The organism is Streptomyces sp. NPDC013317 (assembly GCF_055563155.1).
The window spans coordinates 275,602-296,410 of sequence record NZ_JBVHDX010000005.1 but is presented as its reverse complement, the minus strand read 5'-3'; the positions used below and the strand labels follow the sequence as shown (position 1 = coordinate 296,410).

13 protein-coding genes are annotated in these 20,809 nt (G+C 70.9%); 8 read left to right on the top strand and 5 right to left on the bottom strand.

The genetic code is table 11. The features are described 5' to 3' along the window. Window positions 1-107: 107 nt before the first annotated feature. Entirely contained in the window at window positions 108-1,610 is a 1,503-nt protein-coding gene (gene rpsA / locus ACZ3IJ_RS16930) for a 30S ribosomal protein S1 (protein ID WP_019885395.1), read from the bottom strand. A 345-nt stretch (window positions 1,611-1,955) separates the two neighbouring features. Between rpsA and ACZ3IJ_RS16925 the strand changes: the two genes are divergently transcribed. Next, a complete protein-coding gene (locus ACZ3IJ_RS16925) occupies window positions 1,956-2,783 on the top strand; it encodes a class I SAM-dependent methyltransferase (protein ID WP_467468847.1) in 828 nt (275 codons plus the stop codon). A 91-nt stretch (window positions 2,784-2,874) separates the two neighbouring features. After that, complete coding sequence (gene hrpB / locus ACZ3IJ_RS16920; protein ID WP_467468846.1) at window positions 2,875-5,436, top strand: ATP-dependent helicase HrpB; 2,562 nt, start codon at window positions 2,875-2,877, stop codon at window positions 5,434-5,436. Here the strand turns inward: hrpB and pgfA are convergent. The 3 genes from pgfA to ACZ3IJ_RS16905 form a co-directional block, all read right to left on the bottom strand. Further along, window positions 5,420-6,385, bottom strand: coding sequence for a cell envelope lipid trafficking protein PgfA (gene pgfA, locus ACZ3IJ_RS16915; protein WP_391797952.1), 966 nt, complete (start codon window positions 6,383-6,385; stop codon window positions 5,420-5,422). The genes hrpB and pgfA overlap by 17 nt on opposite strands. Before the next feature lie 14 nt (window positions 6,386-6,399). Next, complete coding sequence (locus tag ACZ3IJ_RS16910; protein ID WP_355111251.1) at window positions 6,400-6,540, bottom strand: SPW_0924 family protein; 141 nt, start codon at window positions 6,538-6,540, stop codon at window positions 6,400-6,402. A gap of 189 nt (window positions 6,541-6,729) precedes the next feature. Then, a complete protein-coding gene (locus tag ACZ3IJ_RS16905; protein WP_467468845.1) occupies window positions 6,730-8,469 on the bottom strand; it encodes a lytic transglycosylase domain-containing protein in 1,740 nt (579 codons plus the stop codon). A 238-nt stretch (window positions 8,470-8,707) separates the two neighbouring features. On the opposite strand from ACZ3IJ_RS16905, the gene ACZ3IJ_RS16900 reads away from it, so the two are divergent. After that, window positions 8,708-9,586, top strand: a complete 879-nt coding sequence (locus tag ACZ3IJ_RS16900; RefSeq protein ID WP_467468844.1) for a DUF4184 family protein — start codon at window positions 8,708-8,710, stop codon at window positions 9,584-9,586. A 52-nt stretch (window positions 9,587-9,638) separates the two neighbouring features. On the opposite strand, the gene polA is transcribed toward ACZ3IJ_RS16900, so the two are convergent. Then, on the bottom strand, window positions 9,639-12,293 hold the full coding sequence (polA, locus tag ACZ3IJ_RS16895) for a DNA polymerase I (protein WP_467469081.1): 2,655 nt from the start codon (window positions 12,291-12,293) through the stop codon (window positions 9,639-9,641). Between the two features lie 178 nt (window positions 12,294-12,471). Between polA and ACZ3IJ_RS16890 the strand changes: the two genes are divergently transcribed. The 5 genes from ACZ3IJ_RS16890 (at window position 12,472) to ACZ3IJ_RS16870 (ending at window position 20,806) form a co-directional block, all read left to right on the top strand. Further along, window positions 12,472-14,769, top strand: a complete 2,298-nt coding sequence (locus ACZ3IJ_RS16890) for an FdhF/YdeP family oxidoreductase (protein WP_467468842.1) — start codon at window positions 12,472-12,474, stop codon at window positions 14,767-14,769. A gap of 126 nt (window positions 14,770-14,895) precedes the next feature. Further along, complete coding sequence (locus ACZ3IJ_RS16885) at window positions 14,896-15,402, top strand: PaaI family thioesterase (protein WP_467468840.1); 507 nt, start codon at window positions 14,896-14,898, stop codon at window positions 15,400-15,402. A 1,300-nt stretch (window positions 15,403-16,702) separates the two neighbouring features. Continuing rightward, window positions 16,703-17,935 (top strand): branched-chain amino acid ABC transporter substrate-binding protein, encoded by a 1,233-nt coding sequence (locus ACZ3IJ_RS16880; RefSeq protein ID WP_352186340.1) that lies wholly within the window; start codon window positions 16,703-16,705, stop codon window positions 17,933-17,935. A gap of 103 nt (window positions 17,936-18,038) precedes the next feature. Continuing rightward, window positions 18,039-18,968 (top strand): branched-chain amino acid ABC transporter permease, encoded by a 930-nt coding sequence (locus ACZ3IJ_RS16875; protein ID WP_352186341.1) that lies wholly within the window; start codon window positions 18,039-18,041, stop codon window positions 18,966-18,968. Further along, entirely contained in the window at window positions 18,965-20,806 is a 1,842-nt protein-coding gene (locus ACZ3IJ_RS16870; RefSeq protein WP_467468836.1) for a branched-chain amino acid ABC transporter permease, read from the top strand. The genes ACZ3IJ_RS16875 and ACZ3IJ_RS16870 overlap by 4 nt, the downstream gene beginning before the upstream one ends. Window positions 20,807-20,809 lie beyond the last annotated feature (3 nt).

Here is a 20,809-nt window from a genome sequence, read left to right as displayed (position 1 = left end):
CCCGCGCAGGACGCGCGTGGAGCCCTCGGGAAACGACTGAGGCCCGCTCCCCCGGAGGGGAACGGGCCTCGATCGTTGGCTAGCTAGTGCCTAGGGGCAGAGCTGATTCAGCTCTGGCCGCCGGCCAGCTTCTCGCGCAGGGCAGCCAGGGCCTCGTCCGACGCCAGGGCGCCGGAGTTGTCGTCCGACTCCGAGGAGTACGAACCACCGGAGACACCCGCCGGGGCACCGGCCGGAGCGGCGGCGCCACCCTCGGCAGCGGCGGCCTCGTCGGCCTCGCGGGACTTGATGACCTGAGCCTGGTGCTGCTCGAAGCGCTGCTGCGCCTCGGCGTACTGGGTCTCCCAGGCCTCGCGCTGGGTCTCGTAGCCCTCGAGCCAGTCGTTGGTCTCGGGGTCGAAGCCCTCGGGGTAGATGTAGTTGCCCTGGTCGTCGTAGGACGCGGCCATGCCGTACAGGGTCGGGTCGAACTCGACCGACGCCGGGTCGGCACCGAAGGACTCGTTGGCCTGCTTCAGGGACAGCGAGATCCGGCGACGCTCGAGGTCGATGTCGATGACCTTGACGAAGATCTCGTCGTTGACCTGGACGACCTGCTCCGGGATCTCCACGTGGCGCTCGGCCAGCTCGGAGATGTGGACCAGACCCTCGATGCCCTCGTCCACGCGGACGAACGCACCGAACGGAACCAGCTTCGTGACCTTACCCGGGACGACCTGGCCGATCTGGTGGGTACGGGCGAACTGCTGCCACGGGTCCTCCTGGGTCGCCTTCAGCGACAGGGAGACGCGCTCGCGGTCCATGTCCACGTCGAGAACCTCAACGGTGACCTCCTGGCCGACCTCGACAACCTCGGACGGGTGGTCGATGTGCTTCCAGGACAGCTCGGAGACGTGCACGAGACCGTCGACGCCACCCAGGTCCACGAAGGCACCGAAGTTGACGATCGAGGACACGACGCCGGAGCGGACCTGACCCTTCTGGAGGGTCGTGAGGAAGGTCTGGCGAACCTCGGACTGGGTCTGCTCCAGCCAGGCACGGCGGGACAGGACCACGTTGTTGCGGTTCTTGTCCAGCTCGATGATCTTCGCCTCGAGCTCCTTGCCCACGTAGGGCTGGAGGTCGCGGACGCGACGCATCTCGACCAGGGAGGCCGGGAGGAAGCCGCGGAGGCCGATGTCGAGGATGAGACCACCCTTGACGACCTCGATGACGGTACCGGTGACGATGCCGTCCTCTTCCTTGATCTTCTCGATGGTGCCCCAGGCGCGCTCGTACTGGGCACGCTTCTTCGAGAGGATCAGGCGGCCTTCCTTGTCCTCCTTCTGGAGAACCAGGGCCTCGATCTCGTCGCCGACCTTGACGACCTCGTTCGGGTCGACGTCGTGCTTGATCGAGAGCTCGCGGCTCGGGATGACACCTTCGGTCTTGTAACCGATGTCGAGCAGGACCTCGTCCCGGTCGACCTTCACGATGACGCCGTCGACGATGTCGCCGTCGTTGAAGTACTTGATCGTCTCGTCGATCGCGGCGAGGAAGGCTTCCTCGTTACCGATGTCGTTGACCGCAACCTGCGGGGTGGTGGCGGTGGTCTCGGTGCTGCTCGTCATGTGGGAAAGGGCTCCGGTTACGGACAGAAAGTCGTAGGTACTGCTACGCCGAGAGCCCGTATCGCACCGAAGAAGCCGGACAGCCAATGAAGCGCCTTTCCGGATGGACCGGTGGGCGCCTCGAGAACCGAGGGGACATACAACCGTGCGAGCGCGGCCTGCTCCGTCTGAGGCGCGCAGGCCCGCAGCGCAACCTTTAGCATACGGGGGCAGCCGGACAGGGTCAATGCGCGAAGCGCGCACGCGGGGCGGTTCGCCCTATACCCGGCACAACTCAAGTCTCCCCAGGCCATCCTGGCCGGGGCAGCGCAGCGACGCTGTGCGCAAACTACATCGACGGGCGAGATGAACCAAGAGTACGAACAGGAAGACGGGTCCGGGTACGAGCCTGCGGCGACCCGGCGTGACGCGGGGGACGCGGAGAGCAGCCGGGCGAGCCGCGGCTGGTGGGACGGGAACGCCGACGAGTACCAGAGCGAGCACGGGGCGTTCCTCGGGGACGACCGTTTCGTCTGGGGTCCGGAGGGTCTCGACGAGGCCGAGGCGGGGCTGCTCGGACCGGCCGGCTCGTTGAAAGGGCTCGACATCCTGGAGGTCGGCGCGGGGGCGGCGCAGTGCTCGCGCTGGCTCGCGGCTCAGGGGGCGCGACCGGTGGCGCTCGACCTCTCCCACCGGCAGCTCCAGCACGCGCTGCGGATCGGGGACGACGTGCCGCTGGTCGAGGCGGACGCCGGAGCGCTGCCGTTCCGCGACGGTGCCTTCGACCTGGCCTGTTCGGCGTACGGCGCGGTGCCCTTCGTTGCGGACCCGGTGAAGGTGTTCCGCGAGGTGCGCCGGGTGCTGCGGCCGGGCGGCCGGTGGGTCTTCTCGGTGACGCACCCGATCCGCTGGGCCTTCCCCGACGAGCCGGGTCCCGAGGGGCTGTCGGTCGCGGCCTCCTACTTCGACCGCACCCCCTACGTCGAGCAGGACGAGCAGGGGCGGGCCGTGTACGTGGAGCACCACCGGACGATCGGCGACCGGGTGCGGGACGTGGTCGCCGGCGGCTTCCGGCTGGTGGATCTGGTCGAGCCGGAGTGGCCGGAGTGGAACAGCCAGGAGTGGGGCGGCTGGTCGCCGCTGCGGGGGAACCTGATTCCCGGTACGGCGATCTTCGTCTGCGAGCGGGACTGACGCGGACACTCGCCTTCCGTTCCTCATATAGAAGGACAGAGCCTGTGGACAGCGGTGAACGCGTCCCGGGGCGACGTACGAGACTGAGTGCGTGATCCGACACGACGCACTCGACCGTCTCCCCGTCCGCCATGCCGTACCCGAGCTGCTGACCGCGCTCGGCGAGCGCGGCACGGCGGTGCTGCACGCGCCTCCCGGCACCGGCAAGACCACGCTGGTGCCGCTCGCGCTCGCGGGCCTCATGGGGGACGGACCGCGGCGGCGGGTACTGGTGGCCGAACCGCGCCGGATGGCGGTGCGGGCGGCGGCGCGGCGGATGGCGTGGCTGCTGGGTCAGGAGGTCGGCGAGGCCGTCGGCTTCTCGGTCCGCGGTGAGCGGCGGACCGGCCCCGGGACCCGCGTCGAGGTGGTGACCACCGGTGTCCTCCTCCAGCGGCTCCAGCGTGATCCGGAGCTGGCCGGCGTGGACGTGGTGCTGCTCGACGAGTGCCACGAGCGTCACCTGGACGCCGACACGGCGATGGCGTTCCTGGTGGACGTCCGGGCCACGCTGCGGCCCGAGCTCGAGCTGATCGCCGCCTCGGCCACCACCGACGCCGAGGCCTGGGCGGAGCTCCTGACGGTCCTGGACGGCACCGGCCCGGCACCGATCGTCCGGAGCAAGGGCGAGTCACACGGTTACCTCGTGCGGTTCGCCGCACCGCCCGCAGGTGTCCGGCCCTCGCACGGCACCTGGGTGGATCCCGCTCTGCTGCGTCACGTGGCGGCGACGGTCCGGCTGGCGTGCGAACGCCACGAGGGCGACGTCCTCTGCTTCCTTCCCGGCACGGGGGAGATCGCGCGGACGGCGGGGATGCTGGCGGACCTCGACGCCGAGGTGTTCCAGCTGCACGGGCGGGCGCCGGCGGCGGTGCAGGACGCGGTGCTGCGCGGGGCGGAGCCAGGCGGGCGGCGCCGGGTGATCCTGGCGACCTCCGTGGCGGAGTCGAGCCTGACCGTTCCGGGGGTGCGGATCGTCGTGGACTCGGGACTGGCGCGGGAGCCGAGGACGGACCACGCCCGCGGCCTGGGGTCGCTCGCCACGGTCCCGGTGTCGATCGCCGCTGCCACGCAGCGCTCGGGCCGCTCCGGCCGGGAGGCGGCCGGGGTCGTGTACCGCTGCTGGGCGGAGGCGGACGACGGCCGCCGCTCCCGCTTCCCCTCCCCCGAGATCGAGATCGCGGACCTGGCCTCGTTCGCCCTGCGCACGGCCTGCTGGGGCGACCCCACGGCGAAGGGACTCGCACTCCTCGACACACCGCCGGCCGGGGCGATGGCGGCCGCGCGCTCCGTACTGACGGCGATCGGGGCGGTGGACGAGGAGGGGCGCGCGACGGAGCGGGGTGTACGGATGTCCCGGCTCGGGGTGCACCCGCGTCTGGCCAGGGCCCTGATCGACGGAGCGCCCGAGGTCGGTGCGCGGCGGGCGGCCGAGGTGGTCGCGCTGCTCGGCGAGGAGCCGCCCCGGGAGTACGGCGACGACCTGACCGCGGCCTGGCGCGCGGCGCGGCGGGGCACCGACGGGTACGGAGCGCGCTGGAAGGCGGAGGCCCGGCGTCTGGAGCGATCGGCCGCCGAGGCGGGACCTGAGTCTCCGCGGGCCGGAGGTGGCGCCGCGGCGGGCGGCGGGGAGGACGTCGTCGCCGGGCTCGTGACGGCGTACGCCTTTCCCGAGCGGGTGGCCAGGGCTCGGGAGAGCGGCGGGTTCCTGATGGTGTCGGGGACGGGTGCCGAACTCGCCGACGGATCGGGGCTCGGCAGCGCCCCGTGGCTGGCGGTCGCCGTGGCGGACCGGACCGCACGGAGCGCCACGGCCAGGGTGCGGCTGGCCGCCGTGGTGGACGAGGACGTGGCGCGGGCCGCGGCCGGGCATCTGCTCGTCTCCGGCGAGGAGGTCCACTGGGAGGAAGGGGACGTGGTGGCCCGGTCGGTGTCGCGGCTGGGCGCCGTCGAACTGACCGCGCGTCCGCTGAGGGACGGTGCCGACCCCGGGCGCGTACGGGCGGCGCTGCTGGACGGGTTGCGACGCGAGGGGCTCGGGCTGCTGCGGTGGAGCCGGGAGTCCCAGGAGCTGCGACTGCGTCTCGCCTTTCTCCACCGGGTCATGGGAGAGCCCTGGCCGGAGATGGCGGAAGGGGCCCTGCTCGACCGGGCGGACGAGTGGCTGGAGCCGGAGCTCTCCCGGGCCCGGCGGCGGGCGGACCTCGGCCGCATCGACGCGGGGCAGGCGCTGGGACGGCTGCTGCCGTGGACGACGGGTGAGGCGGGCCGGCTCGACGAACTCGCGCCGGAGCGGATCCAGGTGCCCAGCGGATCGCGGATTCGGCTGGACTACGGCGGGGAGCAGCCGGTCCTCGCGGTGAAGCTGCAGGAGATGTTCGGGCTCGCCGAGACGCCGAGGGTGGCCGGCGGGACGCCGGTCGTGGTCCACCTGCTCTCCCCCGCCGGCCGGCCGGCGGCCGTCACCGCCGATCTGGCCTCGTTCTGGCGGGACGGTTACCGCGCCGTGCGGGCGGAGCTGCGCGGCCGCTATCCCAGGCATCCGTGGCCGGAGGACCCGGCCGGGGCGGAGCCGACGCGGCACACCAGCGCGCGGCTCAGGAGGGAGCGGTAGCGGGGGTGTCCGGTCCCGGGCGCCGGCCGCGGGCCTCCAGCCAGAGCGAGAGGGCGAGCAGGAGGAGGGAGAGGGTGACGAACGTCCACGGGAGGTAGGAGGTGACGAGGAGGACGACCGTGCGGTTCGTCCTGACCAGCTCGACGGTGCTGCGGATGTAGTCCTCGCGCATCTTCACGTGGCCGGAGAAGGCGGTGACCTTCCAGTCGGTCTTCTCGTTGCGGAGCTCCTCCTTGTGGATCTCCTCGCCGTTGACGGGGGCGCCGGTGACGGGGTCGACCCAGAACATCCGCTTGGTCGTGTACCAGATGGTCATGCCCGACTGGCTGATCATCTCGGGGGTGACGCCCTCGATCGGCATCGTCTTGGGCATGGGGACCTTGGTCCAGGGGATGGTCTGCTCGAAGTAGTAGACGTCCATGCCCCGGAAGGTGCGGGTGCCCTTGTAGTGGATGGGGGCCGAGGTGCGGGAACGGGCGTCGTAGTACTGGTAGTCCCGCTTCTCGGTGAGGAAGGGCCATTTGAACTCGATGCCCTCGCGCCGGACGGCGTCGCCGTCGACCATCGCCCCGGTGGCGTTGACCGGGTCCTGGGTGTGGGCGTCGAAGATGTACCGCTCGGGGATCTTGGAGACCATCTTGCCGTCGGGGCCGGTGATGTAGGTGAGCGCGTCCCAGACGACGACGTCGCGGCCGGCGTTCCGCTCGATCCGCTTCGACTCCTCCACGTTGCCCTTGAGCGTCTGGATGATCGTGAGCTTCTCGACCTCCTTGGCCGTGAGGGTCGAGTAGTCGACGAGGGTGGCGGGCTTCGCCTCCAGAACGATCTCCTGGTACTGGTTCGGCGGGATCTTCGCCACGCGGGGGAAGACGTACCAGCGGAGGGTGGGGGCCATCGCGGCGAAGAACACGGCGAAGGAGAGCAGGACGAGGCTGGCGCGGCGGCGCATGGGCGTGGCTCCTCCTACTTCTTGGGGCCGGGGTCGGCGGTGAGGAGGGGCTTGGGCGAGGTGGGCCCGTCGGGCGGCAGGTCGACCACGGAGACGAGGAGGATGACGAGGAGGACTGGGACCAGCCCGATGGCGGCGGCTACGAGGGCGCGCAAGGTCGGCCTCCCGGTGTTCGATCTGATGCGGCGTCAGGGCTGGGGCACCGTAGCAACGTGGCCGCGAGATGAGAACACGTTGCACTCAGAACACAGAGCGCCGCCCCCTCGTCCGGGCGGACGAGGGGGCGGCGGATGGCCGGCGGCCGAGCAGGACGTCCGGAGCGGGCGCGCTGCTCGACCGGGCGCTCAGGGGGTCCGGGTGGCCTCGGGCGAGCCGGTCGACGAGGACGTCGGGGCAGGCGTCGGGGTCGGGGTCGGATCTGGCGCCGGGGCGGTGACCTCGAGCTCGATGGTCAGAGTGCCTCCGCCGGGCGTCGTCAGGCGCAGCAGGAAGGTGCCCACCTGGTCGTCCGCGTAGATGTCGGGGAGGGTGAGCAGCCCGTTGGCGTCCGTCTTCACCGCGAGGGTCCGCAGCGGCTTGCCGTCGGCGTCCTTGAAGTAGGGGCCCTTGGTGTTGGCCTGCGGGTCGTCCGCCGAGGTGATGAAGGTGGCGGTCAGGCCGACCGAGGCGGCGGCGGCGCCGTCGAGGGTGGCCTTCACCAGCACGCGGTCCGCGAACCGGCCGCCGGTGGTGGCCGTCAGCTCCTTGTCGTCACCGCGGACCAGCGTGTCGGCGGTCCGCTCGGTGACGGTCGCGGTGAACGCCACGGGCGCCAGCGCCCGGCCCACGACCGTGGCCCGGACCGTGAAGGTGCCCGTCTGCTCGCCCGCCCGGACGTTCGGCGCGACGGCACGGCCCGTGGAGCCGGTGGTGACCTGCACGCTCTTCGCCACACCGCCGAAGTGGGAGTCGGTGGAGCCGACGATCTCGAAGCGCACGGTCACACCGGCGACCGGCTTGCCCTTCGCGTCCAGCGCCTCGACGGTGGGCCGCTCGGCGAAGGTGCCACCGGCGGCGACCGTCAGGGTGCCGGTGCCGGCGTCCTTGATCCGCGCCACCTCGACGGTCGCCGGCGGGGTCGGCTTGGGGGTGCCGGGCTCGGACGGGTTCGGCGTCGGCGTGGGCTTGGGCTTCTGCGGGGTCGGCGACGGCGAGGGGGTCACCGGCGCGGTCGGCGTGGGCTGCGGGGAGCGGCCGGTGCTCGGGGTGTCGCTGCGGTCGACGGGCAGGGTTCCCGTCCCGTCGGGGATCTGGTGGGTGCCGCGCTGGTAGTACTCGAACCAGGAGAGCACGGTGCGCAGGTACTCGGTGGAGCGGTTGTAGCTGAGGATCGCCCGGTCCAGATCGGCCTTGACCGCGAGGTCGCGGTTGTTGGCGCACAGGTACAGCCCGGCGGCCTGCGCGGCGTCGTAGATGTTGTTGGGGTCCTTGCGGCCGTCGCCGTTGGCGTCCTGACCCCAGGTCGCCCAGGTCGAGGGGATGAACTGCATCGGGCCGACGGCGCGGTCGTGCGTCGTGTCGTTGTCGAAGGCGCCGTCGTCGGTGTCCGAGATGTTCGCGAAGCCGACACCGTCGAGCTTCGGGCCGAGGATCGGCGAGAGCGTGGTGCCGTTGGCGTCGACACGTCCGCCGCGGGCCTGTCCGGACTCGACCTTGCCTATGCCGGCCAGGAGCTGCCACGGAAGGTGGCAGGCGGGGTCGCTTGACCGTATGGACTGCTCCGCGCGCTTGTAGGCGGAGAGCACGGTCGCGGGTATGCCGGCCTCGGCGGGGCCGGTGACGATCGGCAGGTCTATGGAAGCGCCGGGCTTGTTGGGCGTGTTCAGCGGCGGAAGGTCGGTGTAGTACGGCGAGTCGCCGGTGGCCGATCCGTCCGGCGGGAGCGTCGCGTCACCGGCGCCGACCGGCCGGTCTCCGCCCGCGGTGTCCGCGGGCGGCGGGACCGCACCGGGTCCCTGCGAAGCGGCCAGTGCCGCCACGGCCGCCGCCACGACGGCACCGCTGGTCGCCCCCCTGCGCAGCCGACGGCCGAATTGCGCTGCCATACGTCTGGTTCCTCCCCCTCGACTGCACTCCGCGCTCCCCGCGCGAGGCCTCAGGAGACCCTATGACACCGACGGGCCCCGGAACACCGGGCCTTGACCGTGTTTCACTCTTTCGTCACCTCTTGACCGCCCACGACCGGCACGAGATCGCTCACGCATACTGGGCGTGATCGCTGATCGCCGGCCGCCGGCCGCCGGGACGTTTCCCGGCCGGCGTGGATTCGAGGGGGATGTTCCGATGCCGTTCACGCTCAGCCATGCCGCCGCGGTGCTGCCGGGCATCCGCCGGGACGGCACCGGACGCGGCCCGTTGATCGCCTCCGCGCTGGTGGCGGGATCGTTCGCGCCCGACATGACCTATTTCGCGGCCACCGCCGTCCCGGGCGCGATGCTCTTCGGAGACGTCACGCACTCCGGTGTCGGTGTCGTGACGGTCGATCTGCTCATCGCCGGCGCCTTGGTGGCGGTGTGGCTGATGGTGCGTGAGCCCTTGGTGGCACTGCTGCCGGGACGGTGGCAGGGACGGGTGTACGGGTTCGTCCGGGGGAGTTCCTGGAACGGCCGCGCGCCCCTGCCGCTCGCCGGGTGGTTCTGCGTGTCCGCGGCCATCGGGGCCTCGACCCATGTCGTCTGGGACTCCTTCACCCACCTCGACCGCTGGGGCACGCGCGCGATCCCGTTCCTCGACGCGATCGTGGCCGGGTTCCCGGTCTATCTGTACCTGCAGTACGGAGGGTCGGCGCTGGCGCTGGCGCTGCTGGTGTGGTTCGCCGCGCGGGCGCTGCGCGGCGCCGCCGCGGGGGCCGTGCGGGCGGAGGGCGTTCCGGTCCTGAGCCGCCGGGGACGGCGGCTGGCGGGCGGGCTGATCGGCGCCTGCGTGCTGGCCGGGATCGTGCACCGGTGCCTTCGCTGGTACGCGTACTGGGGCCGGATCGAGACGCCTCTGGACATCGTCCCGACGGCCTGCTTCGGCGGCGGCGCGGGGCTCGCGGTCGGCATGGTGCTGTACGGCGCCGGGACACGGCTGCGCGGGATGCGGCCGACGAAGGCCGCTTCCCGCGCGGGCGAGCACTCCCAGGACGACGAGCCGGCCGGCTCCCGCCCCGGACCTCGCTGACACCGAGCGCGGCCTCTCCGGCGCGGGCGGTCTCCCGCCCGCGCCGGGAGCGTCAGTGGGCCGCCGACTCCCAGTCCGGGCCCACGCCGACCGAGACGTCGAGGGGGGCTCGGAGGGAGACCGCCGAGGCCATCTGTTCGCGGAGGATGGCCTCGACCCGCTCCCGCTCGCCCGCGGCCACTTCGAGCACGATCTCGTCGTGGACCTGGAGGAGCATGCGGGAGGCGAGTCCGGCCTCGGTCAGCGCCCGGTCCACGTTCAGCATCGCGACCTTGACGATGTCCGCCGCCGTGCCCTGGATCGGCGCGTTCAGCGCCATGCGCTCGGCGGCCTCACGGCGCTGGCGGTTGTCGCTGTTCAGATCGGGGAGGTACCGGCGGCGGCCGAGCATCGTCTCCGTGTACCCCGTGGCACGGGCCTCGTCGACGACCCGGTGCAGGTACTCCCGTACCCCGCCGAAACGCTCGAAGTACGTGTCCATCAGGGCGCGGGCCTCGCCCGGCTCGATGTTCAGCTGCTGGGAGAGGCCGAAGGCCGAGAGGCCGTACGCCAGGCCGTAGGACATGGCCTTGATCTTGCGGCGCATCTCGGCGTCGACGGCGGACCGTTCGACGCCGAAGACCTGCGAGGCGACCGTGGTGTGCAGGTCCTCACCGGAGGTGAACGCCTCGATCAGGCCCTCGTCCTCGGAGAGATGGGCCATGACCCGCAGTTCGATCTGGCTGTAGTCCGCCGTCATCAGCGACTCGAAGCCCTCGCCCACGACGAAGCCGTGCCGGATGGCGCGGCCCTCGTCGGTGCGCACCGGCACGTTCTGCAGGTTCGGGTCGGTGGAGGACAGCCGGCCCGTCGCCGCCACGGTCTGGCTGAAGGTGGTGTGGATGCGGCCGTCGCCGGCGACCGTCTTGATCAGGCCCTCGACCGTGGAGCGCAGACGCGCCTGCTCACGGTGGCGGAGCATGATCACCGGCAGTTCGTGCTCGGTCTGTCCGGCCAGCCAGGCCAGCGCGTCGGCGTCCGTGGTGTAGCCGGTCTTGGTCTTCTTCGTCTTCGGCAGGTTCAGCTCGCCGAAGAAGACCTCCTGGAGCTGCTTGGGCGAGCCGAGGTTGAACTCGTGGCCCACCGAGTCGTGCGCCTCCTTGACGGCCTGCTGCACCGCTCCGGCGAACTGCTGCTCCATGGCCTCCAGATGGTCCCGGTCGGCGGCGATGCCGTGCCGCTCCATCCGGGCCAGGAGCAGGGACGTCGGCAGCTCCACATCATGCAGCAGCTCGGTCGCGCCGACCTCGCCGAGCTTCTCGCCGAAGGCCTCTCCGAGATCGAGGACCGCGCGCGCCTGCGCCATCAGGGCGTCCGCCTCGGCGTGCTCGTCGGTGCCGAAGGCGAGCTGCCCGTCTGCGGCCGCCGGGGCCAGCTCGCGGTGGAGGTACTCGACGGAGAGCGCGTCCAGGGCGAAGGACCGGCGTCCGGGCTTGACCAGGTAGGCGGCGAGCGCGGTGTCCATCGTGATGCCGTCGAGCTGCCAGCCGTGCTCGGGGAAGACCCGCAGGGCCTCCTTGGCGTTGTGCATCACCTTCGGCCTGGCGGCGTCGGCGAGCCAGGCCGCGAAGGCCCGCTCGTCCTGCTCGTCGAGGCGCGTGGTGTCGAACCAGGCCGCCTTGCCGTCGGCCGCCGCCAGCGCGACCTCGCTGACGTTGCCCGTGCCCAGGGCCCAGGTGGCGACGGTCGCGACACCGAGGGGCTGCGCGGCGTGCGCCTCCAGCCAGGGCGCCAGCTCGCCGGTGCCGAGGGCCGTGCCGTCCAGCTCGACGCCCGCGTCGGGAACCGGGGCTTCCTCTTCTTCCGCGCCGGGGTCGACCGCGAGCAGGCGCTCGCGCAGGCTCGGGTTGCGGATCTCCAGGACCTCCAGGAAGCCCTTGAGCGCGGTCCGGTCGTACGGCGCGCGCTCCAGCTCCGCGACGGTGCGGGGCAGTTCGACGTCCCGGACCAGCTCGGTCAGGTGGCGGTTGAGCTTGACCGACTCCAGGTGGTCGCGCAGGGCCTGCCCGACCTTGCCCTTGACCTCGTCGGCGCGCTCGACCAGCTCCGCGAAGGACCCGAACTGGTTGATCCACTTCGTCGCGGTCTTCTCGCCGACGCCCGGGATACCGGGCAGGTTGTCGGACGGGTCGCCGCGCAGGGCGGCGAAGTCGGGGTACTGCGAGGGGGTGAGGCCGTACTTCTCCTGGACCTTCTCCGGCGTGAAGCGGGTCAGCTCGGAGACGCCCTTGGTGGGATAGAGCACGGTCACGTGGTCGGTGACCAGCTGGAAGGAGTCCCGGTCGCCCGTGACGATCAGGACCTCGAAGCCGGCCGCCTCGGCCTGCGTCGCGAGCGTCGCGATGATGTCGTCGGCCTCGAAGCCGTCGACCGCGAACCGCACCGCGTTCATGGTGTCGAGCAGCTCGCCGATCAGCTCGACCTGCCCCTTGAACTCGTCCGGGGTCTTGGATCGATTCGCCTTGTACTCGGGGAAGTCGGCCGAGCGCCACGTCTTGCGGGACACGTCGAACGCGACGGCGAAGTGCGTGGGCGCCTCGTCGCGCAGCGTGTTCGCCAGCATCGACGCGAAGCCGTAGATCGCGTTCGTCGTCTGTCCGCTCGCGCTCGTGAAGTTCTCCACGGGCAGGGCGAAGAACGCCCGGTACGCGAGCGAGTGCCCGTCCATGAGGAGCAGGCGGGGACGGGTTTCTTCGGTCTTCTTCGATGCTGTCTGGGCCACGTACACGATCCTGCCACGGACCACCGACAATCCCCTCCACACCCGGTCCGGGCACCGCGCTGTCGGAGGCGCGTGACAGGATCGGAGACGTACGACACAGGATGACCGCTCAAGGGAGAGCGCGATGGTCAGCAAGCCCCCCGCCGGCGACCCGGTCCAGGACGCACCGCAGGTCGCGCCGCCGCAGCACGCCGCGGCCGGCCTGTCCGCCGTCGCGCACACCCTGAGGATCGCCCAGGCTCAGATGGGGGTGGCGCGCAGCGCGCGGACCCTGCTCAAGGTCAACCAGAAGGACGGTTTCGACTGTCCCGGCTGCGCCTGGCCCGAGGGCGACAAGCGGCACGTGGCGGAGTTCTGCGAGAACGGGGCGAAGGCGGTCGCCGAGGAGGCGACGCTGCGCCGGGTGACCCCGGACTTCTTCGCCGCGCACCCCGTGGGGGACCTGGCGAACCGGAGCGGGTACTGGCTGGGCCAGCAGGGCCGCATCACGCAGCCCATGCTTCTGGAAAGGGGAGGCGCCACGGAGGAGGGCGCCGAGCGGTACGAGGCGGTCACCTGGGAGCGGGCGTTCGCGATCATCGCCGAGGAGCTGACCGCCCTCTCCTCCCCCGACGAGGCGCTCTTCTACACCTCGGGGCGGACCAGCAACGAGGCCGCGTTCCTGCTGCAGCTCTTCGCCCGCGAATTCGGTACGAACAATCTGCCGGACTGCTCCAACATGTGCCACGAGTCCTCGGGCTCGGCGCTCAACGAGACCATCGGGATCGGCAAGGGCAGCGTCTCTCTGGAGGACCTCCACCAGGCCGACCTGATCGTCGTCGCCGGACAGAACCCGGGCACGAACCACCCCCGGATGCTCTCCGCCCTGGAGAAGGCCAAGGCGGCCGGCGCGAAGATCATCTCGGTGAATCCGCTGCCCGAGGCCGGTCTGGAGAAGTTCAAGAACCCGCAGACCGCGACCGGCATGCTCCGGGGCGCGGCGCTGAACGATCTCTTCCTGCAGATCCGCATCGGCGGCGACCAGGCCCTCTTCCGGCTCCTGAACAAGCTGATCCTGGAGACGGACGGGGCGGTCGACACGGCGTTCGTCGACGCGCACACGCACGGGTTCGAGGAGTTCGCCTCGGCCGCGCGCGCCGCGGACTGGGACGAGACGCTGGCGGCGACGGGACTGGAGCGGTCCGAGATCGAGCGGGCCCTGGAGATGGTCCTCGCCTCGAAGCGGACCATCGTCTGCTGGGCGATGGGCCTCACCCAGCACAAGCACTCCGTGCCGACGATCCGCGAAGTGGTCAACTTCCTGCTGCTGCGCGGCAACATCGGCCGCCCCGGCGCCGGCGTCTGCCCCGTCCGCGGCCACTCCAACGTGCAGGGCGACCGCACGATGGGGATCTTCGAGCGGCCCGCGCCCGCGTTCCTGGACGCCCTGGACAAGGAGTTCGGGATCGTCTCGCCGCGCCATCACGGCTTCGACGTGGTCCGCTCGATCCAGGCGCTCCGCGACGGCGAGGCGAAGGTCTTCTTCGCCATGGGCGGCAACTTCGTCGGCGCGACCCCGGACACCGAGGTCACCGAGGCGGCGATGCGCCGGGCGCGGCTGACCGTCCACGTCTCGACGAAGCTGAACCGCTCGCACGCGGTCACCGGCACGCGCGCGCTGATCCTTCCCACGCTCGGCCGCACCGACAAGGACGTCCAGGCGAGCGGCAAGCAGTTCGTGACCGTCGAGGACTCGATGGGCCTGGTGCACGCCTCGCGCGGCAACCTGCCGCCCGCGAGCCCGCACCTGCTCTCCGAGCCGGCGATCGTGGCCCGGATGGCCCGGGCCGTCCTCGGGGCCGGCTCGGCCACGCCGTGGGAGGAGTTCGAGAAGGACTACGCCACGATCCGCGACCGCATCGCGCGCGTGGTCCCCGGCTTCACGGACTTCAACGCCCGCCTCGCCGCCGACCCGGGCGGCTTCGCGCTGCCGCACGCCCCGCGCGACGAGCGGCGCTTCCCCACGGCCACCGGCAAGGCCAACTTCACCGCCGCCCCCGTCGAGTACCCGAAGGTGCCGGAGGGCCGGCTGCTGCTCCAGACCCTGCGCTCGCACGACCAGTACAACACCACGATCTACGGCCTCGACGACCGCTACCGGGGGATCAAGGGCGGCCGCCGGGTCGTCATGGTCCATCCCGAGGACGCGGCGGCCCTGGGCCTGGCGGACGGGTCGTACGCGGACCTCGTCAGCGAGTGGACCGACGGCAGCGAGCGGCGCGCGCCGGGCTTCCGGGTCGTGCACTACCCGACGGCGCGGGGCTGCGCGGCCGCGTACTACCCGGAGACGAACGTCCTGGTGCCGCTGGAGTCCACGGCGGACATCAGCAACACCCCGGCCAGCAAGTCGGTGATCGTACGGCTGGTCCCGGCGGCGGGCTGATCGCCGCACCTCCCGGGCAGGGGGCTGGACCGCCCCCGGGGGCCGTCTGGAAGAATCACGGCACGCCTAAGCGTTCGCTCAGGCAGGTGTTCACGACGACGTACGAAGACGAACGGAGCCGGGCCGATGGGCGAGCAGCATCACGTGAAGTTCCCGCAGGAGGTCATCGACGAGTACGCCGCGCTCGGCGTCGACCTTCCCGCCCTCTTCTCGGCCGGACACCTCGGCAACCGCATGGGCGTGCAGATCATCGAGGCCTCCGCGGAGAAGGTCGTCGGCACGATGCCGGTGGAGGGCAACACCCAGCCGTACGGTCTGCTGCACGGCGGCGCCTCCGCCGTCCTCGCCGAGACCCTGGGCTCGATCGGCTCCATGCTGCACGGCGGTGTCTCCAGGATCGCGGTGGGCGTGGACCTGAACTGCACCCACCACCGCGGGGTCCGCAGCGGGCTCGTGACGGGTGTGGCGACGCCGGTGCACCGCGGCCGTTCCACGGCCACGTACGAGATCGTGATCACCGACGAGCAGGGGAAGCGGGTCTGCTCGGCCCGGCTGACGTGCCTGCTCCGTGAGGTCTCGCCCAAGGACGCCGACACCATCCCGAACGCGGGCGACAGCGGCGCCGGCGCCTGACAAACCCGATCGGCGCCCCCGCCGGAGGCACCGGTCGCCTGCCTTCTCGTTCTCGCGCGGCCCGGGACGGTCACCACCGTCCCGGGCCGCTCCGCGTCGGGGCGATCACGGCGTACCGTCACCAGCGATCACGGCGTACCGTCACCAGGAGTCACCTTCGCGGAAACGGGGACGGTTCCGGATAGGGCCCCGGCCACCCCCGCCCGAGGTCATGGAGCCTCTCCTTCCGGGCACCGTGGCCGGTGGAGCGCGCCGGGCCCCGGAACACCGGCTCCCGGACGCCGGGCCTCGCCTTCCGAACGCGGACCCGTCGGGCGACCGCTCCCGCGGACGGCGCGCGCATTTCGCCCCCCGGACACCGAAGTCGCCGGTCCGGCATCGCGACCACCGCGCCCGACGACACCGGCCCCGCACCGCGGGCAGCGCAGCCCGACCCGCGCCCACCCCCACTCCCGGGCGCCTCACACATCAACAGCCTCTCCCGTCACGGCGATTCGCGCAGTTCACCACCCGGATCGCCATCGCACCCCCTTCCTCCGACCGCATCCGCGGGCGCGTGTCCCCGCCACGCCTCGTCGACCCAACTACCCTGCACGGAAGGCCTGTTGCACCCCGCGAGCAGGTCCCCCGGGAGCCCGCGCAGGCGAGGCGTCCACCCCCCGCGCAGGCCCCACCGGCAGTGCCGGACCCGCCGCGCGGCTCCGCCCCGCGCGACGGCGGACATCCACACCGACCTCACCCCGTACCGGGCGCAACGACGCGCAGGAGCGGAGCACATGAGCCGGGCGCGGCCGACCGCCCGGGGAACGCGAAGCAGCCTCCGCGGCCTGTCCGCGCCATCCGCCGCGGTAACACTCCGTGACGCTTCTCCGGCCAGAGAGCGGCGCGGTCACTCCCCGGTTCTGTCCGCTGACGTTTGAGTGACTGTCCGATATCCGGAGAGCACCTCGAGCGGTCCGACAGGAGCAAGTTCCACTCAAGCCCCTTAGCGGAACTGGGCGTTCTCACTATGTGAACACCACATTGCAGACACTTTTGTCCTGTTTTGCCCACCCCCTGTCCACCTCCTCTCCCCCAGGCGATAACAAGACAGTCACATCCTGACCTCGCCGCTCCCCACCTCCTCCACCTGCGCTTAGAGTCACGGCCAGTCACCGCGCCGCCGGGCGCGTCCACTGCACGACCTCGGCTTCACCACAGTCATCCCAGTACGGCCCGGCATTCACAAACGGCACCTCAAGCTCCATGCTTCACGGCACCGCCTCAGCTCGAGGGGGCCGCGCCAGGGAAAGGATTCATCGTGCGACACCGTTCCTTGCTCATCCTCACCACCGCGATCACCGCGGGAGCACTCACCCTCACCGCCTGCGGTTCGCGCGACGACAAGGGCGGCGACGCCGCCGGCGGCGGCAACACGACCGTCGTCATCGGTCTCGACGCGCCCCTGACCGGCGACCTCTCCGCGCTCGGTCTCGGCATCAAGAACTCGGCCGACCTCGCGGTCAAGACGGCCAACAAGAAGGAGTACGTCAAGGGCGTCACCTTCAAGCTGGAGTCCCTCGACGACCAGGCCCAGCCCTCCTCCGGCCAGCAGAACGCCACCAAGCTGGTCGCCGACAAGGAGGTGCTCGGCGTCGTCGGCCCCCTGAACTCCTCCGTCGCCGAGTCGATGCAGAAGGTCTTCCAGGACGCGAACCTGGTGCAGGTCTCCCCGGCCAACACCAACCCCTCGCTGAGCCAGGGCCCCAACTGGAACAGCGGTGACAAGAAGCGGACCTACAAGTCCTACTTCCGCACCGCCACCACCGACGCCATCCAGGGCCCGTTCGCCGCCCAGTACGTCGTCAACAAGGCCAAGAAGACCAAGGCCTTCATCATCGACGACAAGAAGACCTACGGTGCCGGCCTCGCCGCCACCTTCAAGGGCGAGTTCGAGAAGCTCGGCGGCAAGGTCGTCGGCACCGACCACGTCAACCCCGACACCAAGGACTTCAGCGCCGTCGCGACGAAGGTCAAGAGCTCCGGCGCCGACGTCGTCTACTACGGTGGCGAGTACCCGGCCGGTGGCCCGCTGACCAAGCAGATCAAGGAAGCCGGCGCCAAGGTCGTCGTCGTCGGTGGCGACGCCCTCTACAGCGCCGAGTACATCAAGCTCGGTGGTGCCGCCTCCAACGGTGACATCGCCACCTCCGTCGGCGCGCCGATCGAGCAGCTGCCCTCCGCCAAGGAGTTCCTGGCCAACTACAAGGCCGAGAACTACAAGGACGCGTACGAGGCGTACGGCGGCTACTCCTACGACTCGACCTGGGCCATCATCGAGGCCGTCAAGAAGGTCGTCGACGGCAACGGCGGCAAGCTGCCGTCCGACGCCCGCGCCAAGATCGTCGAGGCGATGCAGTCCATCTCCTTCGAGGGCGTGACCGGCAAGGTCTCCTTCGACGAGTTCGGTGACACCACCAACAAGCAGCTGACCGTGTACGGCGTCGAGAACGGCGCTCACAAGCCGATCGAGTCCGGCACCTTCGGCGGCTGATCCGCTCCACCTCACCCCTCAGCACCACCTTCGCCGCGCGGGGCGCCGCACCACAGCGCCCCGCGCGGTGTCACATCCGTCGAAAGTCTCGGAGGACAATGCGGTGAACGAACTGCCGCAGCAGCTGGTCAACGGCCTGCTACTGGGATCCATGTACGGGCTGGTCGCCGTTGGTTACACGATGGTCTACGGCATCGTCCAGCTCATCAACTTCGCCCATGGCGAGATCTTCATGACCGGCGGCTTCGGGGCCCTGACGGTCTGGCTCATGCTCCCCGGAGGAACGAGCCTCTGGATCGCGCTCCCCCTCATGATTATCGGTGCCATCCTGGTGGCCACGACCATAGCCGTCGGCGCCGAACGCTTCGCCTACCGGCCGCTGCGCGGCGGGCCCAAGCTCGCCCCGCTCATCACGGCCATCGGTCTCTCGCTCGCCCTCCAGCAGGCCGTCTGGGCCTGGTACCCGGAGGCCAAGTCGGCCCGCACCTTCCCGCAGATCCCCGGCGGCCCGATCGAGCTCGGCCCGATCACCATCGGAACCGGTGACGTCTTCCTCGTCGTCGCCGCCCCGATCTGCATGGCCTTCCTCGCCTTCTTCGTCATGCGCACCCGCATCGGACGCGGCATGCAGGCGACGGCCCAGGACCCGGACACCGCGCGCCTCATGGGCGTCAACACCGACCGCATCATCGTGATCGCGTTCGCGCTCGGTGCGTCGTTCGCCGCCGTCGGAGCCGTCGCGTACGGCCTCAAGTACGGCCAGATCGACTACAAGATGGGCTTCCTCCTCGGACTCAAGGCGTTCACCGCGGCGGTCCTCGGCGGCATCGGCAACATCTACGGCGCGATGATCGGCGGACTCGTCCTCGGCATCGCCGAGACGATGGCCACCGCCTACATCAACCACATCCCCGGCATGCAGCAGCTCGGCGGCCAGTCCTGGGCCGATGTCTGGGCGTTCGTACTCCTCATCGTCGTCCTCCTCCTCAGGCCCCAGGGTCTGTTGGGCGAGCGCGTCGCGGACAGGGCGTGACCACCATGACCACCACTTCCGAGAACACGACGGCCCCCGCCGCACCCGAGCCCGCGACCGCCACGGCGACCGGACTCCTCCCCCTGCCCGCCACCACCGCACGGGCCCTGGCCCTCGGCGGCGGCGCGCTCACCGTGGTCAGCTGTTTCCTCTCCTGGACCTGGACGGCCGCCTTCCCCGGCGACCTCACCGTCTACGGCTACCCGGGCGGACTGCAGTGGCAGGTCCTCGTGGCCGGCCTCCTCACCGTCCTGTTCGGCCTCTCCTCGTACGGGGTCAAGGGCACCGGCTGGCTCACCCCGGCCGGAGCCGACGGGGCGATCAAGTTCTCCGCGCTCGCCGCCTTCGCCACCGCCTGGTACACGATCGTCTCGATCAGCGTCCAGCTCGGCGGCCCGATCAACCTGGAGCCCGGTGGCGCCGTCGTCGGCGTCGCCACCCTGCTCGCCCTGATCGGCGCGCTGGCCCTGCCCTTCGAGCGTCCCGAGCTCCACGCCGTGGACCCCGAGGACGACGGCTGGTCCCAGTTCCGTCACCGGCTCGGCAACGGCTGGCAGACCTTCAAGGCCTCCTTCGCCGCCGGCCCGGTCCGCCCGGTGCCCCCGCTGCCGTCCGCGGTCGAGATCCTCATCATCACCGGCATCCTCGCCGCCGGCCTGGGCGTCTTCACCTACGGCATCGGCACCGAGTACGACGAAGCGTTCATCGGCTTCCTGATCACGGCCGGCTTCGGCTTCGCCGCGCTCACCAAGTCCGGCCTCATCCAGCAGGCCACCCAGCTCACGTCGAAGCACCAGAACCTCACCATCGCCGGTGCGTTCATCGCCGCGGCCCTGTTCCCCTTCACCCAGACCGACGACCAGTACGCGACCATCGGCGTGTACATCCTGATCTTCGCGACGGTGGCCCTCGGCCTGAACATCGTCGTCGGCCTCGCCGGTCTGCTCGACCTCGGTTACGTCGCCTTCCTGGGCGTCGGCGCCTACGCGGCCGCCCTGGTGTCCGGCGCGCCGACCTCCCCGCTCGGCATCCACCTCCCCTTCTGGGCCGCCGTGCTCGTCGGCGCCGGAGCCTCCCTGATCTTCGGTGTCCTCATCGGCGCCCCGACCCTGCGGCTGCGCGGCGACTACCTCGCCATCGTGACGCTCGGATTCGGTGAGATCTTCCGCATCACGATGATGAACACGGACGGCACCTCCGGTCCGGACATCACCAACGGCTCCAACGGCATCGCGTCCATCCCGAACCTCAACATCTTCGGCTTCGACTTCGGCATGGAGCACTCCATCGCCGGATTCACCATCGGACGCTTCGCCAACTACTTCTTCCTGATGCTGCTGATCATGGCGGTCGTCGTCCTCGTCTTCCGACGGAGCGGCAACTCCCGTATCGGCCGCGCCTGGGTCGCCATCCGCGAGGACGAGACCGCCGCGCTCGCCATGGGCATCAACGGCTTCCGCGTCAAGCTCATCGCCTTCGCCCTCGGCGCCTCGCTCGCCGGAGTCGCCGGCACCGTCCAGGCCCACGTCACCTACACCGTGACCCCGGAGCAGTACCTCTTCGCCGGCCCCATCCCGCCCAACTCCGCCTTCCTGCTCGCGGCCGTCGTCCTCGGCGGCATGGGCACCATGAGCGGTCCCCTGGTCGGCGCGGCGCTGCTCTTCCTCATCCCGAACAAGCTTCAGTTCATGGGCGACTACCAGCTGCTCGCCTTCGGACTCGCGCTGATCCTGCTCATGCGGTTCCGCCCCGAGGGCATCATCGCCAACCGGCGCAACCAGCTCGAGTTCCACGAGAACGCCGAAGCGCCCGCCACGCTCGCCAAGGCAGGTGCCTGAACC

Coding starts and splice junctions, on each gene's coding strand:
- rpsA (WP_019885395.1), bottom strand. CDS start 1,610: ATGACGAGCAGCACCGAGACCACCGCCACCACCCCGCAGGTTGCGGTC.
- ACZ3IJ_RS16925 (WP_467468847.1), top strand. CDS start 1,956: ATGAACCAAGAGTACGAACAGGAAGACGGGTCCGGGTACGAGCCTGCG.
- pgfA (WP_391797952.1), bottom strand. CDS start 6,385: ATGCGCCGCCGCGCCAGCCTCGTCCTGCTCTCCTTCGCCGTGTTCTTC.
- ACZ3IJ_RS16905 (WP_467468845.1), bottom strand. CDS start 8,469: ATGGCAGCGCAATTCGGCCGTCGGCTGCGCAGGGGGGCGACCAGCGGT.
- ACZ3IJ_RS16900 (WP_467468844.1), top strand. CDS start 8,708: ATGCCGTTCACGCTCAGCCATGCCGCCGCGGTGCTGCCGGGCATCCGC.
- polA (WP_467469081.1), bottom strand. CDS start 12,293: ATGGACGGGCACTCGCTCGCGTACCGGGCGTTCTTCGCCCTGCCCGTG.
- ACZ3IJ_RS16890 (WP_467468842.1), top strand. CDS start 12,472: ATGGTCAGCAAGCCCCCCGCCGGCGACCCGGTCCAGGACGCACCGCAG.
- ACZ3IJ_RS16885 (WP_467468840.1), top strand. CDS start 14,896: ATGGGCGAGCAGCATCACGTGAAGTTCCCGCAGGAGGTCATCGACGAG.